At 39.1% G+C, this 17,517-nt stretch carries 17 protein-coding genes and 4 pseudogenes; 1 reads left to right on the forward strand and 20 read right to left on the reverse strand.

Features of this window, described 5'->3' with window-relative positions; translation table 11 throughout:
- Positions 1-38: 38 nt before the first annotated feature.
- The 3 genes and pseudogenes from CZ382_RS11680 to ilvE all read right to left on the reverse strand — a co-directional run.
- Positions 39-569, reverse strand: coding sequence for a TetR/AcrR family transcriptional regulator (locus tag CZ382_RS11680; protein WP_088051409.1), 531 nt, complete (start codon positions 567-569; stop codon positions 39-41).
- 97 nt (positions 570-666) lie between these two features.
- Positions 667-926, reverse strand: a pseudogene (locus tag CZ382_RS11685) (dihydroxy-acid dehydratase domain-containing protein); the annotation flags it as partial.
- Positions 927-1,090: 164 nt separating this feature from the next.
- Positions 1,091-1,825: pseudogene (gene ilvE / locus CZ382_RS11690) on the reverse strand (branched-chain-amino-acid transaminase); the annotation flags it as partial.
- Positions 1,826-2,082: 257 nt separating this feature from the next.
- Here ilvE and CZ382_RS11695 point away from each other — a divergent pair.
- Entirely contained in the window at positions 2,083-2,583 is a 501-nt protein-coding gene (locus CZ382_RS11695) for a hypothetical protein (protein WP_088051411.1), read from the forward strand.
- A gap of 423 nt (positions 2,584-3,006) precedes the next feature.
- On the opposite strand, the gene CZ382_RS11700 is transcribed toward CZ382_RS11695, so the two are convergent.
- The 17 genes and pseudogenes from CZ382_RS11700 to CZ382_RS11770 form a co-directional block, all read right to left on the reverse strand.
- Positions 3,007-3,339 (reverse strand): ArsR/SmtB family transcription factor, encoded by a 333-nt coding sequence (locus CZ382_RS11700; protein ID WP_088051412.1) that lies wholly within the window; start codon positions 3,337-3,339, stop codon positions 3,007-3,009.
- A gap of 183 nt (positions 3,340-3,522) precedes the next feature.
- On the reverse strand, positions 3,523-3,972 hold the full coding sequence (locus CZ382_RS11705) for a YdeI/OmpD-associated family protein (RefSeq protein WP_088051413.1): 450 nt from the start codon (positions 3,970-3,972) through the stop codon (positions 3,523-3,525).
- A 70-nt stretch (positions 3,973-4,042) separates the two neighbouring features.
- The gene (locus tag CZ382_RS23745; RefSeq protein WP_159457797.1) at positions 4,043-4,216 is read right to left on the reverse strand and encodes a hypothetical protein; all 174 of its coding nucleotides are present in this window, start codon (positions 4,214-4,216) and stop codon (positions 4,043-4,045) included.
- 185 nt (positions 4,217-4,401) lie between these two features.
- On the reverse strand, positions 4,402-5,199 hold the full coding sequence (locus tag CZ382_RS11710) for an alpha/beta fold hydrolase (RefSeq protein ID WP_088051414.1): 798 nt from the start codon (positions 5,197-5,199) through the stop codon (positions 4,402-4,404).
- Between the two features lie 160 nt (positions 5,200-5,359).
- Complete coding sequence (locus CZ382_RS11715; protein WP_088051415.1) at positions 5,360-5,872, reverse strand: SRPBCC family protein; 513 nt, start codon at positions 5,870-5,872, stop codon at positions 5,360-5,362.
- Positions 5,873-6,296: 424 nt separating this feature from the next.
- Positions 6,297-6,920, reverse strand: coding sequence for a YdhK family protein (locus CZ382_RS11720; protein ID WP_088051416.1), 624 nt, complete (start codon positions 6,918-6,920; stop codon positions 6,297-6,299).
- 212 nt (positions 6,921-7,132) lie between these two features.
- Positions 7,133-7,339 (reverse strand): copper chaperone CopZ, encoded by a 207-nt coding sequence (gene copZ, locus CZ382_RS11725; protein ID WP_088051417.1) that lies wholly within the window; start codon positions 7,337-7,339, stop codon positions 7,133-7,135.
- Positions 7,340-7,373: 34 nt separating this feature from the next.
- Positions 7,374-9,758, reverse strand: a complete 2,385-nt coding sequence (locus CZ382_RS11730) for a heavy metal translocating P-type ATPase (RefSeq protein WP_088051418.1) — start codon at positions 9,756-9,758, stop codon at positions 7,374-7,376.
- A gap of 13 nt (positions 9,759-9,771) precedes the next feature.
- Positions 9,772-10,074 (reverse strand): metal-sensing transcriptional repressor, encoded by a 303-nt coding sequence (locus tag CZ382_RS11735; RefSeq protein ID WP_088051419.1) that lies wholly within the window; start codon positions 10,072-10,074, stop codon positions 9,772-9,774.
- A gap of 262 nt (positions 10,075-10,336) precedes the next feature.
- The gene (locus tag CZ382_RS11740) at positions 10,337-10,816 is read right to left on the reverse strand and encodes an MFS transporter (RefSeq protein ID WP_088051420.1); all 480 of its coding nucleotides are present in this window, start codon (positions 10,814-10,816) and stop codon (positions 10,337-10,339) included.
- 65 nt (positions 10,817-10,881) lie between these two features.
- A pseudogene (locus CZ382_RS24215) lies at positions 10,882-10,941 on the reverse strand (helix-turn-helix domain-containing protein); the annotation flags it as partial.
- 316 nt (positions 10,942-11,257) lie between these two features.
- Complete coding sequence (gene ppsA, locus CZ382_RS11750) at positions 11,258-13,858, reverse strand: phosphoenolpyruvate synthase (RefSeq protein WP_088051421.1); 2,601 nt, start codon at positions 13,856-13,858, stop codon at positions 11,258-11,260.
- An 881-nt stretch (positions 13,859-14,739) separates the two neighbouring features.
- Positions 14,740-15,063 (reverse strand): putative quinol monooxygenase, encoded by a 324-nt coding sequence (locus tag CZ382_RS11755; RefSeq protein WP_088051422.1) that lies wholly within the window; start codon positions 15,061-15,063, stop codon positions 14,740-14,742.
- A 330-nt stretch (positions 15,064-15,393) separates the two neighbouring features.
- Positions 15,394-15,858: an ester cyclase gene (locus CZ382_RS11760; RefSeq protein ID WP_268811343.1), complete on the reverse strand. Its 465-nt coding sequence runs from the start codon at positions 15,856-15,858 to the stop codon at positions 15,394-15,396.
- A gap of 27 nt (positions 15,859-15,885) precedes the next feature.
- Positions 15,886-16,026, reverse strand: a pseudogene (locus tag CZ382_RS24220) (MaoC/PaaZ C-terminal domain-containing protein); the annotation flags it as partial.
- A gap of 229 nt (positions 16,027-16,255) precedes the next feature.
- On the reverse strand, positions 16,256-16,612 hold the full coding sequence (locus tag CZ382_RS11765) for an MmcQ/YjbR family DNA-binding protein (protein WP_088053456.1): 357 nt from the start codon (positions 16,610-16,612) through the stop codon (positions 16,256-16,258).
- A gap of 318 nt (positions 16,613-16,930) precedes the next feature.
- Positions 16,931-17,461 carry an AAA family ATPase gene (locus tag CZ382_RS11770; RefSeq protein WP_088051423.1) on the reverse strand — a complete coding sequence of 177 codons (531 nt, stop codon included), beginning with the start codon at positions 17,459-17,461 and terminating at the stop codon, positions 16,931-16,933.
- Between the last annotated feature and the right edge of the window lie 56 nt (positions 17,462-17,517).

The raw sequence follows: 17,517 nt of genomic DNA on the forward strand, positions 1-17,517 counted from the left end.
GATTGATCAATAACTAATATTGAAATAAAAAACCGACGCTAATCGGTCATGGGTTTTGCTCCATCATCAATTAGTTCCGGTAAATCTATAAAATAGGAAATATTGCAGAGTATTCCCCTAGCCAGAAAGGTCGTGACTGCTCTATCGGCATTTGCGATTCCTACAGCTCGAAACCTTTCCAATGTATAACTTCTAATACGTGACAAACCCTTCTGCGTAGATTTTCTTATTGATTCTTCTGTCACCGAAAGCCCTATAACCTGCAAGGCGATCTCATTGGGGTTTGATACAGACATCTCCTCATATGCTTCAATCATTTTGGTAACAAGTTGATCTGGGTTGGCCTCCACATTTTTAAAAGTTTGAAGGATCCTTTCATATGCCCGATCCAAAGCTGCTACAAACAATTCCTCTTTAGTTTTAAAGAATCTAAACACATAAGGTTGAGATATGCCTGCTTTTTCAGCAATAAGTGCGGTGGTTGTATTATAATAACCTCTTTCCGCAAATATTTCTAAACCCGCCTCAAGAATATCTTCTTTACGAGTGTCACTTTTTGATCTAACCATTGTTCAACCCCCTTATTGCGTTTAGTTATTGATTGATTAATTACATAATAACCGACTTTGATATTTTATGCAAGGAAATATGAGAAATGGATGTTATATCGCAATTGGGAATATAGAAAACTCCATCAAACCAATGAGCATTAATAACTGTTTCTGCAGCATCCGTAATAATCTCTCGACTTGGTAGGGAATAACGCATCCCAATATGTCCCATAGCAATCCCATCATTAACCCCGATGGTATTAAATTCAAATGGAACTCCACCGGCTTCTTAAATCGCTTCTTTTACCACTTCTGCAAAGTGATTCAAATGCTTATGTCTGGAATAATATCAATATATGAATTACAAACACCGATAAAAGGTTTTTCTAAATCTTTTGTTTTAAGACCTGTTGCATATAATAGACTTCGATGCGGGCGCGGTTATCACTTCTCATTGCTTACATCTCCTTTTATGTCAGATCCTTAGACGAAATTTAACAAATAGGCAAAGGTCCTTTGAACACTCATCACAAGTGGAATTAACCGACCTTTAACGGTTCGTCATAAATTTTAACTCCATCCGTAACGGTTAATTTGCTGAAACCTTCTGATAAATCCTTTGTGACTGGTCCCGGTCTTCCCTCACCAATAATACGTCCATCAATCTTTGTTACAGGAATGACTTCTGCAGCGGTCCCTGTTAAAAACACTTCATCTGCCGTATAAACTTCATGTCTAGTAAAAATACCTTCTGTCATTTCATACCCTTTTGTTTCTGCTAACTCCATTATCGCATTTCTAGTAATTCCGACAAGCGCTCCTACATAGCCAGGTGGTGTTTTCAGTTTATTATCTTTCACTATGAATATATTATCAGCAGATCCCTCTGCCACATACCCTTGATCATTTAACATTAAAGCTTCCGATACTCCTGCTAATGTGGCTTCTATTTTTACCAATACATTATTTAAATAGTTTAGAGATTTCACCATCGGGCTTAATGCATCCGAACGATTACGTCTTGTAGCAACTGTAATGATCTCAAGCCCAGTCTCATATAACTCTTTCGGATAAATGCGTAACGGTTCTGCAATGACCATTACTGTCGGGTTCTCGCATGTATAGGGATTTAATCCTAAATCACCTGCACCACGTGAGACTACGATGCGAATATAGCCATCTTTCAGCTCATTTTGGCGGAGTGTTTTTACAACAATGTTAGTCATTTCCTCTTTTGAATACGGAATGGTTAACATGATGGACTTCGCCGAGTCTTAAATAATTTTGTTTTAGCTGTTATATTATCCCTTGGAAATAGGGATAAAGCCTCGCTCATTATTTTTCTTAGCTCACTCATTCCTATCAGGAGCCATAGGAAGCTGTTCTAACCATTTGTTTTTAACCATTATTTTAGCCCCTTCCACAACGAATAATTAATAATAACTTCAACATAGTATTTTTTTGAGTGAAAATAAGGTAATAATTAGAAGTGTGGATGAAAAATCTATTGTAAAAAAGGGAGCTTTTTGCAATGATAGGGTTTATTACCGCAATAATTCTTTTTAATTTGGTATGTTTTACAACCAATAAGCGACTAACCAAAAATCAATTTGTACATATATGGACGTTTACAATCGCTCTCCAGGCGGTTACAGAGACATTTATTGACTTTAAATACCATGGCTATTGGTACTTTAGTAAAGAAATTAATTGGTGGGTGCTTCCTGCTTTTACTATATTGATTCCTCCTGTAAATATCATTTTTTTAAATTGGTATCCATTTAAGAAAACCTTTTACAAACAAATGCTTTATATACTTTGTTGGACAATAGCTATCACATTATATGAAGCCGCCGCATTGTTACCTGAACCATGGGGTTATTTTCACCATAGCTGGTGGAGTATATGGTATTCATTACTGGTTAACCCATTTTTGCTTATCGCTGTCTTAAGTTATTATAGATGGATCTGTAAAATCGAATCGTGCGCGAATTTAGATAAGAACAGAGCCTGCTTTTTAAAAAAAGATTAATTAAAACAGGCTCTTAAAATATTTTGTTCTAGCTAGAGAATCTTATAAAAATAATTTGATCATTTTCTACCTGTGCTGCTCTTTTTTTAATAATTTTACTCTGATATAATTTCAACAGTAAACCCCTGGAGCTTGAACATAAAAGGTATATTAACTATTATCTTCTTAAACTAACCTGCTGCTTTAGTTTAATTACATTCCTTCACAATCTCCATTAATTTTATCATAACTATTAAATAATCTTAGGGAAGATCTTCAACCTACTTATAGTAAAGAACACTTTGTCAAAGTAAACAGCTTTTTTATCAAGTAGGGTATTTTTGCACAACCCCTTGAAAAGGTTTATTTCAGAATATCCTAAAAACAATCATACCTATCGTCAATGAAAAATGGGCGCTTCCTCATTCCAGAAAAGCGCCCCACTTATTCCTTGTCACCTTGGTTCTTTTCCTTTAACCCGTGCAAATAATCGTCCAGGCGATCGAGTCTTTCCTCCCAGATTTGTCGGAAAGACTCCAGCCAGGAATCCAATTCTTTAAATGGCTCCGGCCGAAGCTTATAGATTCGTCGATTGGCAACCGCCTGAACCCCAACAATTCCCGCCTCGCTTAGCACGCGAAGATGTTTTGACGCTTGGGGCTGGCGAAGCTGAAGTCGATCGGCGATCTCTCCTACGGTGAGAGGGCCTTCACGTAAAAGTTCAACGATGTGTAACCGATTGGGTTCGGCAAGTGCACTCCATTTCGTCGTATCCACTGTTTCCTCTACATTCCAACCATTTGAATTTCCATTGCTGTCTGCCCCTGGATGATATGAATTGCCCTTCTCATTGGAAACACTCCCTTGTATATTATACCGTACATAAGTTCATAGCACCTATCCATAGTATCTGCTGAACAACCGTTGCTAAACACATGTACGTATTCCCCTACAATGAGTTTACTGGATTCGTCCCTCTTTTAACAAGGTAACTGATTTGTCGATACGTCGTTGCCGGGTTTCCGCTTTCTTGGCACCTTCAATCGTTAGTACAAACCGTCGCTTGTTACTGTAAGACAGCCCATCGAAAAACTTCTTCGCCCCGGGTTCCCGGTCAAGCGCTTCGGCGAAATCGGGCGGTACGGTCACCGCACGAGGCTCGGTATCAAGTACAATGTCGACATCTACCTCATCCCCGGCTTCCACATCAGCGCCTTTACGATGCTCTGCACTAACGGGAATCATGAACTTCCCTTCCATGGTTCCCACGGTACTACGGTAGGTATAATCTTTAATCATCACTTTCACCCTCGGTTTTTTCCCTGAATTCAGGCTCTCCATGATTTCCTCCGGAACCTGTATGCCTGTTGCGGTCTTACCGTTAAGCTGAATGACGGCACGAAACTTCATCTAAAATCTACCTCCTGTTTTTTAATTGATATTTTTTATTTGAAAAGCTCAAACTTTAACTGTACGGCCATTATTGATATCCAGCCCATGCGAGGAGCACAACCGCGATGGAAAAAGCGATGTTGATCCATTCATAGTCGGTACCTGAGGCGATCCCGGCAAAACCTGCAAAGAAGAGCACACCAGTGATGATGGAATAGACGGCCCAGCCTGTCCAAAGAGAGAAAAATCGGCGGGCAAACACAAAACATGCTCACATCAACGGAAGAAAACCGACTAAAATGTACAGAGAACGGGCAATCACGCCGAATTCAAGTAATTTTCTGATCCTTGTTGTGGTTACTAAGCTGTTTTGATTCTCACATCTTTTTTTAAAGATACGCTATCCATCATATCCATCTCCTATTTTTTATAAATTTGAACAATATTTTATTCCATAAAAAACTCGGTCAACACCGGCGCCAGTGCGTCCGGTTTGACAATGTGTGTCTGGCCTTCCAACGTTCGGTGTTTCGTATTTGGAAGCACGTTCGCAAGTTCCTGCATAGCGTTATTCATCCACGCCGGACTTTTCCCGCCGACCCCAACGAGCGTAGGAATCGTTATAGAAGACCATTCTTCTCCCGATAACGACTTCCCTTTCTGATGGTCAACGGTAAGAATTGTGTCGTAAGGCAGTGTGTGCGCAATGGCCTTCATTTTTTTCCAGGCGGGCATGAACGGCATCATCGTGATAAATATGGCAGGAACACCTACTCCTTTTCCCATGAAGAGTTTAATTGCTTTACCCCGGCGATCCGATGCCACATGTTCGGTAAGTTGGTCCAAATAATCTTCCGGTACCCCAGCCCGGCTGTCGTCAACAACGAACGGTGCCTCATACAAAGCCAATTTCTTAATGGCTGGGAGGCACCGGGCCGCTTCAAGAGCAAGCGCTGCACCAGAGGAGCTGCCAAACACGTAGGCTGATCCCCCGGCTTCCTGAATAAGAGCATCAATATCTTCAACCTCTCGCTCGACGGCATATGGTTTCTTTTCATCACTGTCCCCACGACCACGGCGATCGTAAGTATATACGGTGAAATCCTCTTTTAACTGTTCCGCCAGCGGGCCATTTGGACCTGATGCCCGGTAACAAAGTGCCCCATCTACCAAAATCAATACCGGGCCATTGCCTGTTTTATCGTACGCGATAGAAGTACCGTCTTTCGAAATGACCTTATTCATGAGATTCTCCTTCTTTCTTAATGATTTAAATACCATTCACGCCCCTTAATTATTATGATGTTTGCATCATTGGACATATATAAGTCGTAAGTTTTGCGATTTCAATATCCTTTCACCATTTCATTTTTATCTTGCTCTTGACCTTTATAATGAACCTCTTTCACGCGATCTGAAGTTCTTCCAAAACCTTCGCCAATTTGTCGTTGATACACTCGGTGAGTCCTTCCTTCATGCCCATTTTCAGTGTTGACTCAAGTTCTTTAGCCGACTCTAACTGAATACGAACAGTAAGTTTCGTCTTTCCTTCCTGTTCGGCAAAGGTGACTGTTACCTGATGCTCTGGGATGCCTTCAACCGGGTTGGCGCCCTCATCCGAGAAGCCGCCGGTATAAACAATCTTCTCCGGCCCAACAATTTCACGGTAAACCGCTCTGGCCCAATTTCTGTCACCTTCGGGCGATTCCATACAATAGTGCCAGATTCCACCTGGACGAAGGTCAATGTTGCAAACTGGAATCGTAAATGGATCCGGCGCCCACCAGCGAGAGATATGCTCGGGTTCAGTGAATGCCTTAAATACAAGTTTACGTGACGCATCAAAGACACGCACCAACGTAAATTCCCGCTCTCCTACGTTTGAAGTGATGTTTTCCAATGCATTGCTTTTTGCCATTACAAATCCCTCCTTTTCAAATTTTTCACTCAACTACAGCCTGTAAATTTGGAAAATACTCAAATTCGAATTTGTATTTATAGTATACCACATAAGGAATATTCCTTCAAAGGAATATTCAAAAGAATTTTGTAGCTTTACATAAAAAACACTTACTTGTCAATCAAAACAATTGTATGGTTATGTGATAAGGAAACCATATCATACAATCTATTTCTTCAACAACCTAAGTTCACCCCATCAGCTCAAAAAGCTTTATTCAATTATTTGGTGTTGGTTTAAAATAAAATTTGATTGTTGCTCCGAAAAAGCACCCATTTGTGGGGGAATGTTTATTTATATCGAACCACAAAAATCCCCCACTTCATAAAGTCATAAAGTTAGGGGATTATTGTGAAATAACGGATAAAGTTTTCCTATTAATTTATTCCACCGGTGAAAGTTCTGTTTCCGTCACCCATTTATGATTTTTCACTTCCTCACCAGTCTCCGTATCCGTGTAGCTCACCATATAAATGGTAGTTTGTTCTGTTGAATCAATCGTGGCTGTAGCGCCATCCATTCCTTCCATATGATCCGTATTTAATACTACTTCATCTCCTGCTTGAAATGGCTCTTCTCCGGGATCTTCAATTTCTTCATGAATAACCCATTTATGATCTTCTACAGGCTCTCCACCAGTCGTTGGGGTATAGGAAACGGCATAAACAGTTGTCTCAAATGCACCTGTAACGGTTGCTGTGGCACCATCCATTCCTTTCATGTGATTCGCATGCATAACTGCTTGACTTCCAACTGGATAAGTTGGGTTTTCTGCAACTGTTAAATCCTCCGGAACCTCACCTGAACTTGAATGATTCATCCCTGAATGATCCATTCCTTCTTCCATGGAATCAGACTCTTTTTCATTCATATCCATGTTTTCATTTGACTCATTCTCTTTATCTGTATTATCTTTGGGTGCTGTTTCATCATTTCCTGCACAAGCCGTTAAAACAAGAGCTATCATTAGAGGAACTAATCCAATCAGTAATTTTTTAATTTTCATTATCCCTTGCCTCCACCTGAGTAAATTTTAAATAGTAATCAATCTTCCATAATTGAGCATTAATAGCACAAATGATGGTACTTAGCGACATAATGACTGCTCCAATAGCTAGGCGCATCATCTATCATGACTACTTTTTTCCCATCTTGCTTAATTCTTTCAAAATGAAAAGCTGATTTTCGCAACAGAAAACCAGCTTTTTATTCTTATATTTAGGCATTAACATCATAGCCTTGTTCTTCAATAGCTTCTTTCATGGCATCAACATTTACTTTTGTTTCATCAAAAGTAACATCTACAATACCCTCTTCTAAATTAACTTCAGCTGCTGATACACCATCTAATTTTTTTAATGCACCTTCAACTGACATTTTGCAATGACCGCATGACATGCCTTGTACATTTAACGTTTTCTCCATTACCTTTTCACCTCCTTTAAAGTTGCAGAAAAAATTATATCTTAACTCTCTTTAAGCGAAGGGAGTTGGAAACAACACTTACCGAACTTAATGCCATTGCTGCGCCAGCAACCCATGGTGCAAGCAATCCGATTGCTGCAACCGGGATTCCTGCTGTATTGTAGCCGAAAGCCCAGAAGAGGTTTTGACGGATATTTTTAATCGTGGCATGGCTAATTTTGATTGCTTTCGGTATGAGTAATAGCTCTCCACCGAGAATCGTAAGGTCAGCAGCTTCAATTGCCACTTCTGTACCAGTTCCAATGGCAATTCCAATATCTGCAGTAACCAATGCAGGTGCGTCGTTCACACCATCGCCAACCATCGCTACCTTTTTACCCTTGACCTGAATTTCTTTGACTTTATCCGCTTTTTCTTCAGGTAACACTTGAGCAATCACATAGTCGATTCCTACTTGTTTTGCAATAGCTTGAGCTGTTCTTTCGTTATCCCCTGTTAACATGATTACTTCCAAGCCTTGTTCTTGTAACTCTTTAATTGCTTGTGGTGCTGTTTCTTTAATGGTATCTGCAACCGCAACAATTCCACTATATTTTCCATCAATGGCAATCAACATCGCTGTTTTGCCATTGTTTTCAAATTCAACTAATTTCTCTTCGTTAGTCCCAATATCAATTTGATGATCATTCATTAATTTTCGATTTCCAACAAGAACTTGTTTTCCAGAAATCTTAGCTTCAATACCATGACCAGGTATAGCATCAAATTCATCCACTTCCCCAAAATCAATAGCTTTCTCTGTTGCGTATGCCACAATAGCTCCTGCAAGTGGATGTTCCGATCCTTTTTCTGCACTAGCTAACAATTGTAATGTTTCTTCATCACCAGAAAAATCCGTTACTTCCGGTTTCCCTTTTGTGATGGTTCCTGTTTTATCAAGAACAATTGCATCTAACTGATGCGTTCTTTCCAGGTGTTCTCCACCTTTAAAAAGAATTCCGTTCTCTGCAGCCTTTCCTGTACCAACCATAATTGATGTTGGTGTTGCAAGCCCTAACGCACATGGACATGCAATAACAAGGACAGCAATTGCTGCAACTAGGGCAGGTTCAAATTGACCAGGTTGGACAAATGAAATCCAGACAATAAATGTTAGAATTGCAATACCAACAACGATCGGTACGAAATAGCCGGAAATAACATCGGCTAAACGTTGAATTGGTGCTTTCGATCCTTGTGCTTCTTCCACAACTTTGACAATCGATGCAAGGGCAGTATCTTTACCTACCTTTGTTGCTTCCATTTCAATCGAGCCATTTTTGTTTATCGTCGAGCCGATAAGACATGAGTCTACTTCCTTTTCAATTGGAATGGATTCACCTGTAATCATCGATTCATCGACAGATGTTCTTCCCTTCACAAGCCTACCGTCTACAGGTATTTTCCCCCCTGGTTTTACAACTAATCGATCACCAACAACAACTTCCTCAATCGGAATCATGATTTCCTCGCCATTTCTTATAATGCGAGCTTCTTTTGCCTGTAAATTAAGCAAAGAGGATAGTGCATTCGTTGTCTGGCTTTTTGCTCTCGCCTCTAAATACTTACCAAATAAAATCAACGTGATTAATACAGCACTTGTTTCAAAATACAAATGAGGCATATAATTTGGATTTCCAATGGTCTTAAGTGCTTCATATAAACTATAGAAATAAGCAGCACTTGTACCTAATGCAACAAGTACATCCATGTTCGCTCCACCACTCTTCAGGTTCTTATATGCACCAACATAAAATTGCCATCCGATGATAAATTGCACAGGCGTTGCCAAAGCAAATTGGAACCACGGATTCATGAATATATCCGGTAGATTCATATTAAATAAATGAACCACCATGGTTATTAATAGCGGTGCAGCTAACACAGCCGAAATAATTAACTTCATCTTCTTGTGTTGTAGTTCTTTTTCTTTATGTGTTTGCTTTTCCGCTGCTTCCGCTTTAGGTATCGCATCATAACCCACATTTTTGATTTTTCCAATCAATGCTTTAAGATCTGTGAGTCCAGGGTTATATTCAATAGATGCAGTTTCTGTTGTTAAGTTTACAGTTGCGTGCTTTACTCCTTCTTGCTTATTCAATACTTTTTCAATACGGTTCGAACATGCAGCACAGGTCATTCCCAAAACATCTAATTCTGCCTTTTCCATTAAAACTCCATAGCCGACATTTTCAATTTTCTTCGTAATATCTTCTATGGAAGTTTTTTCTGAATCATAGTCTACGGTTGCCTTTTCTGTCGTTAAATTAACTTGTGCTTCCACACCGTCCATTTTATTTAAAGTTTTTTCAATACGACTGGAACATGCAGCACAGGTCATTCCTGTTATTCCAAGTGTTGCATGATTCGTTTCACTCATAATAGCTCCCTCCTTACTTAGAAAACTGCTTCAATACACTCATTAACTCCTCAATCGTTTCTTTACCTTCACCTTGTCTGATCGCATCACTGACACAATGGTTAATATGTCGTTCCGTGACAGAAAAACCTACATTTTTTAATGCGGATTGGACTGCGCTAATTTGTACTAAAATATCTACACAATATCGATCATCTTCCACCATTTTCTGTATTCCACGAACTTGGCCTTCGATTCGTTTTAAACGGTTAATGATTTTTTGCTTTTCATCTTTAGTTCTTGGTTTAACTGGGTGATCATGTAAGAATTTATCCAAATGAATCACTTCCTTTTCTGTTATATCTATACTATACCCCCACATGGTATATTTGTCAATAAAAAACCTCATATTTTGTAAAGTGTCTTGGAAATTTTTTATTCTACATTTATAGTACAGTCTTAATTTGTCACTTCAACAATAACCTATACCAAGATCCAGCCCTGGCAATAAAGCCTGGGACTTTTTCATTTCTTTCACCGTACATTCTTAAAATCCAACCGAATTCTCATATACTATACAAAGCAAATGGAAATTGCGTTTACTGGGAATGATTCGATTTTCCTTGTTTTGGTGAGCGGACAAATATAATCGCCAATACCGCTCCTACAAAGGCTAAAATTCCAGCCCAGAAGAATGCTTGTTGAAAGCTCTCGTTCAGTGCGACAACTGAGTTTCCTGCAGTACTGGAGTCCGTTGTCGATGCAGCAACAGCGACCATAATGGCAAGACCGATCGCTGAACCAATTTGGAAATTTACATTATATAAACCGGATGCAAGTCCTGATTTTTCTGATTCTACTTCTGCCACAGACGCCGTCGTAGCCGGTAAATAAGCAAGTGCATTACCAAGAGATGCGATGAACGAAGGCAGCAATAAGCTTATCCAATAATTCCCATCTACTGTAGCTGCCCTATCATGCTTTTTGGTTTTCCCACCAACCCCAAAAGGGATGGATGAGAAAATACAAGTGCTGGTACGACGGCTGTTAACTTTAACTCTTTCGAATACGGCTTCCAAGAAGTTGCTTCTTCTAAACTATCTTCTCCATGAACTTCATATTTTCTTTTCCAATCTCTAATAGTCCCGGGATCAACAGAAAATTTAGCGGTAATGTCAGCTATTAAATGATGACCATTCTTCATAAAGGTGTAAAATGGATAATTTTTCTGTCTTTGAATATTTAATTCGACCCATAAAAAAATACTCCCCTTAGATAAACAGATTTTTATTTTTTAATCTGTCTACCTGATGGGGAGCAGTTCAAAGATTGATCAAAATGGATTCTTTTTTAATAGACACTATTTGTTTTTCATAAAAAAGTTTGATCATTTTCCACTGGAGTTACTCAACAATTGCCAGTTAGTTGAACAAAAAACCTTAAAACATAAAAATGATTATTCTATAACAAAAGATAAGAATTTCAATATAACATCTTTCTTAATGTAAAGTATTCAGCGGTTACAATATTTCGATATACCCTTCTGTTCCATGCACACGAATTCGTTGCCCATCTTTTATCAGTTTGGTAGCATTTTCCACCCCGACAACTGCTGGCAAACCATATTCACGCGCGATAACTGCTCCATGGGTCATCAGTCCACCAACTTCGGTGATGAGACCTTTTATAGATACAAACAATGGTGTCCAGCTAGGGTCCGTAAAGGCGGTGACTAATATATCTCCATCTTCCAGATCAGCTTCATCCATGTTTAAGATGACACGTGCTCTGCCCTCTATAACACCGGAAGAAACCGCGAGACCTGCAATTGCTCCGGCCGGGAGATTTTCTCGTTTGTATTCACCTGCTATGATTTCACCATCAGACGTGATAACACGTGGGGGAGTTAGTTTTTCATATAATTTGTACGCTTCTTTCCGTTTGCTGATGATCTGGTAATCCAGTTTATTTGTGCGTACGACTTCGTGAAGTTCTTCAAAACTGAGATAGTATATATCTTCTTTTTCATGAATCACATCCGCTTGTACAAGTCGTTCGGCTTCTTTCAGCAAAGCCTGCTTATAAACGAAGTAGTGATTCATCCAAGCGTATTTGGGATATTCCCGGTAACCGCTGAAATTCAGAACGATGTCGATCATTCGTTTGGTTTCTTTGGCTTTTGTCTCACCGTCCGGAAGACGCTTCAATCGTTCCAAAAGCTCTTGTTCTTTGTCCATAGCAACACGCTTCCCATGTTCGAACTTCAAGCTGCCGGCATGAGGCTCAAAGTTTCTAATGTTGCTCAGGATCATGGGGACAAGCGTACTCGGTTTTTCGCTCCACCGCGTTCTTGTTATATCGATTTCTCCAGTGCACCGCATTCCGTATTTTTGGAGAAAAGCATAGATCGCGTCTCGAGTTTCCTGTCCGCCGTCAAACTTATGGAGTTCATCCAAAAAGTTATCCGCTTTTACATATTGCAAATAATCAATCACCTCCGGATAGGGACGAATCACATCTGCGACATCCATTAGCTCCAGACCCATTTCCGACGTAACGTTGTTCGGCACAGATTGAGAAAGCGTATCCGCCGCATTCTTTTCGCCTAACCACTCGTTCATGTTTTCATTGATCCATCTTGAAGCATTTATAACGGCCATAATGGCGCTCAAACCTTGCGGGTCAGTCAAGAACTTCATTAATTGCTGGATATCTTCCCGAATAAAATCGAATAACGCCGATCCAGACTTCGTTTGAATGTTTTGTTTCAACTGTTCGATCAACGCTTGACTGCGCTTGATCAAATCCAAGACGATTGTCGGATCGTTATCGAATTGTGCCAGCGGATCTGGATTGCTACTACTGGGACTCGCTGCTTTTGTATCATCTTGTACCGATTTTATAAAACCTTCTCGCTCTACTATGGTCATGAGTGCGTCTTTTATAAGTGGATCGTGTTGTCCCATGCCATTTAAAAACATTTCTCTGCTATTAGGCGAAGCCAATTGATGTGTGACATCAACAAACAACCTTCCGCCAGCTTTACGCATCGGCGCTGGAGTCATTAATAGGTAAAAAGACAATCCGAGCGGTTTGATGGGATCAGTCATCATTTGTTGGTGGCCAACAGATATATAGACGTGACTTTCTTGATCATTCACTTCTGGGATCGGGTATAGCGTCGTGATGGGCCGGCTCTGCACAATGTAAAATGTATCATGGGTCAAACACCATTCGATATCTTGCGGCTGGCCGAAATAAGCCTCGATCTGTCTTCCGATGCGTGCTAGTTGTAAAATTTGTTGTTCAGTAAGTGTTTGAGTCTTTTGCTGATCCGGATCGATCTGTTGTGTCTCTGTTCCGCCTTCTTTTCGTCCATAGATAGCCAACTTTTTTTTTGCTATCCTCTTATCAACGATTTCCCCTTCCTGTACTTTATAACAATCGGCAGATACCAAGCCCGAGACCAGTGCTTCCCCAAGTCCAAAGCTGGCATCGATTGATAGCAGCTTTCGGTTAGAAGTAATTGGATCAGCGGTAAATAAAATTCCTGAAGCCTGTGGGAACACCATCTGTTGGACGATTACGGATAAATACACTTGGCTGTGGTCAAATCCGTTTTGCATACGGTAAATCACGGCACGATCCGTAAATAGGGAAGCCCAACATTTGCTGATGTGCTGCAAGATCGCTTCTTTTCCGATGATATTTAAATAGGTGTCTTGCTGACCGGCAAAAGAGGCATGGGCTAAATCTTCAGCAGTTGCACTGGAACGCACTGCATAAGCATGTTCATCGCCAAACCGGGAGAGATAGTGAGCAACAGCTTTCAAAACATCGGAAGGAATCTCTACTTCCATAATGGTTTTCCGAATCTTCCTGCTGATTTCACCAATTTGATCTCGATCCTCTACTTTTAGCAGTGTTAGTTGATCCAACAATTTGTTGAAGGCTTCGTTTTGTTCGAGGGCTTTTTGATAGGCTTCTGTCGTAACACAAAATCCTTCTGGCACTTGTATTCCATGAATCTTCGATAGTTCCCCTAAATTCAACCCTTTTCCTCCGACGAGTAAAAGTTGCGTTTTATCAATCTCCCGAAACTCTAGTACATACGGTTTCATTTCTTTCCCTCCCATTTATCGCTTAATACCAAGACGAATCATATGACAAAATTGTTCATCTGATCAGCCAATTACGCTGTCCACTCGTTCTTGCTCCTGGCGAAGTTCCATGTTCATATCAAACACTCCTTTTAAAAAATAAAAATAGGGGTTGACTAAAAAGGGTTTTAGATGTATAATTGAGATAGGGGAATTTATACGAAAATATATCATTAGTGCATCTATATAAATTTACCACAGTTTCTCATTTTTATCAATGTATTTACACGACAATAATTGTTATAAATTAAAAAGAAGAAAAACCCCATTTTACAAGACAAATGGCTCCCACTAAATGATATCCAATCATTTAATGTAGCGTCAGGAAAATACGGATTTACAACGTTAAGAAATTCCGATATTGAAAAGCCCAATTTCTTAGTATTAATATTAAGAAATTGGGCTTTTTTCGTTACCCCATTAAAGCGCCCGTTAGCGTAACAAAGGTTATCTATATACCATTTTATGATTGATCATCCTATAATTAAATCTCGGGAACATTACCTGATATAAAACGCTGGTGGTTCAATACCCAGCATCCGAAATAATATAACCCTGCCCACGGTGGTGGATTTCATTTTCGAGCGCTTATTGAAGCCGTTCAATGTGGCTTTGCTGCCCGGCGCCAAAAAACGGATCTTCCTTCACCTCGGCAAGTCTTTCATCCGTAACGGAGGACCACATTTCACGTGTCTCTCCACGCATTTTCTCACAAGCCGTAAGCAAATCAGGCTGACATTTGCGCCGAGGTATACTTAGATTATATAGGAGTTTTCCTGACAACCCCTGTCAGTGAAGTTTATTTTCTTCATCTCTTTTCCCTAACATCCAGTGTTTCTACTCTAATCTTGCGAAGTAGTCGAAATGCCTTTTCCACCTACGGGTAATGATGTATTAATTTTCTCCACCCCTGCAATTATCGGTTTGGCTTTTTGAATTAATGTCTGCGCTCCTTCCATTGACAAAGAAGCTTGATGAGCATTCTCGTCACTCCATACCTCATAAACATAAATTGAGTCAGAACCGTCATCATCTAAACTAACAACATACAACTCACAGTCATTTAATTCCTCCATCGACTTTGAAGCCTCCAACAGCATTTCTGCCAAAGCATCGCGTTTCCCTTCAACAGCAGTAAACTTGTTATACAACCCGAATTTACTCAATGTCATTCCTCCATTTAAAAAATGTACGATATAATAGTAATTCCATCTAACCTTTATAAATCCTTCTTTTACACAATCTGGACCGTTTGCGGTATAACCTTATATTACTTTTACCATAAGAAACCCCTTTAGACAAATTACATCCAAAGAGGTAAAACATCGCAACAACTTTATAAACATCGCATCTTTTTTTACAAACTTCGCGACTTTATTTTGCCATTAAATGGCCTTTTTTAAAGCATTTGCGGGCACAGCTTTATTCCAGATTTGCGCCCGTTAAAGGAACAATGAAATTACATATTGGGTACCTTAAGTTTGATCAGAATTTATCTAAAGCATGCCAAGCTGTTGCAGGAAGTGTACATCATCACAAGAAACCCAATAATCCTTGATTTTACCCTCTTCCAGAGAGAAGATATCCATACCATGAAAAGAGATAACTTCTCCAGCATTTGCCTTGGCACCCGGCATTTCCCCGTTATATGTTCCAGTCAATTTCCAACGTGCGGAAACATAAGCGTTTTCTTCGATAGGGCCTACTTCAATTGACATCTTTACGTCATTAAAGATCGCACGCCCATTCGTTATCATTTCCTTTAATGCTTCTACTCCTTTTCGTGCTTCTGAATCCTTCTTATCAAGCCTTGCTTGATGAACTGTGCAGTTAGGTGACGTCACCTCATTAAGAATGGAAACATCTCCATTCCAAGCCTTTACCCATAGCTTATAAACTTGTTTTCCATTAAGAACAGTCAATCCAAAAACCTCCTCAGTACGATTATATACTGTATTCAAGATCTCCCTTGGGATTCCTTCTTTTCTTCTTCCCTGATTTGCTTTTGCCTCATCTAAGTGCATGTATTGGGGGTCAAATTCACCTGCAAACCTCATAATATTCTCTTTTGTTAATTTGTATGATTTAGTTTTGAAAACTTATCCAATTGTAAACTCATCTAATTTCAAGAAAACACCTCTTTTTGTTAGTTAACGCTACTACTCATTATAATTTTCTGCGGTTTGATTTCATTTTCAACTCTTGCACCCTATAGTTAAGTAGAATCCTTAACAGTATCTTCTGCACCTTAATATATCTCCAATCCGTTAAATGTGTTGCTCCATAATATGATTGATTAGAAAAAGACGCCTTTCTTTTAAAGAAAAGCGCTCCTTTTGCGGAAGATAATTTCACGATTTACTTGGTTAAATTAAAGCTTTGCTCAATTAAGTTATAAACTTCTTTTTCTGAATCTATACGTTCTAAAACAAGTGATATCCAATTTTCCTTATCCATATGATATCCAGGTAAAATACTCTTTCCATTTCTTAAACTGTCACTTATTTCGGGGGGACATTTTAAATTCAGAATATCTATTTCGTCATTTCCATCTAATCCTAATTTTTCTGGGAGAATATTCATTACAAGACCATACCATTTTTCGTTAGATTCATGTCTTAAAGCGGCATAGTTTGGAAATTTTCGAAATGGGTAATCAGGCGATGTACCGAAGTTTTCTTTGACGTGCTTAAAAATATCTTCTCTTGTTAACATACTTAATAATTCCTCCAACAATTTAAATAAATTTTCGGCATTTGCCGATCCAAATGGAACAATGGTGTTTTTTGAAGTCATCTTCATAATCGATGTAAAGGTGACGCGTTTTACTAACTGTCAACATTAAGGCTTTTATTTTGAAATCTGTTGTTATTACAATTGATATTTCAGCCAGTGAATATAAAGGACAACAAACTGAAAATGCGATTGAAAATTGCGAATAGGGTAGGTAAAAGAAAACAAAGCCCGATTGTTGAAGGTTATTGTATTCCTTATCTTTAAGATACACCCGTTTGTCCTATTAAAGATTATTTTTTATATTGACTCTATAACTACTTCCCCTTCGCATGAAGGTACTTCGAATCCGTTTAGATAAGATGTTAAAGTATCTTCGGTGATTGGAAAAGCTGCATTTGCATCAAATCTTTTACTCCGTACATCTAACCGTTTGCGAATAATTTCAGGGCTAACTTTCAAATAAATAAGTTTCCACTCACCACCAGCTTCTTCAATTAGCTGTTTGTATCTATCTCGTTTGGCTTTTTGCCAAAAACTAAAATCAATAACAACCTTTCGTTTATCCTGAATTAGACGTATCAATTGATTACGAAGCCTTGTTTCAGCTTCAACTTGATAATCGCCATATTTCTCAACAGGATAGTCTATTCCATAACGTCCATTAACCTTCCAAATCTCTTCATCAATTGAAAGACGTACAAACCCTTCTTTTTCCAAGCGTTGTGCGAATGTCGTCTTCCCTGAACCTGCTACACCACACATCATAATAATTAATGGATTTGAAGTTATTTGTCTTAATATATCCTTTAAATTTATATTGACTTTCATTTTGAACACCCTTAAAATTCTATATTTGGAGTATTTTATTAAAAAATACTTATTTA

Origin of the sequence: Virgibacillus dakarensis (assembly GCF_900155625.1) — a bacterium.
In the GTDB taxonomy this organism is placed as follows: Bacteria; Bacillota; Bacilli; order Bacillales; family Amphibacillaceae; genus Lentibacillus_C; species Lentibacillus_C populi.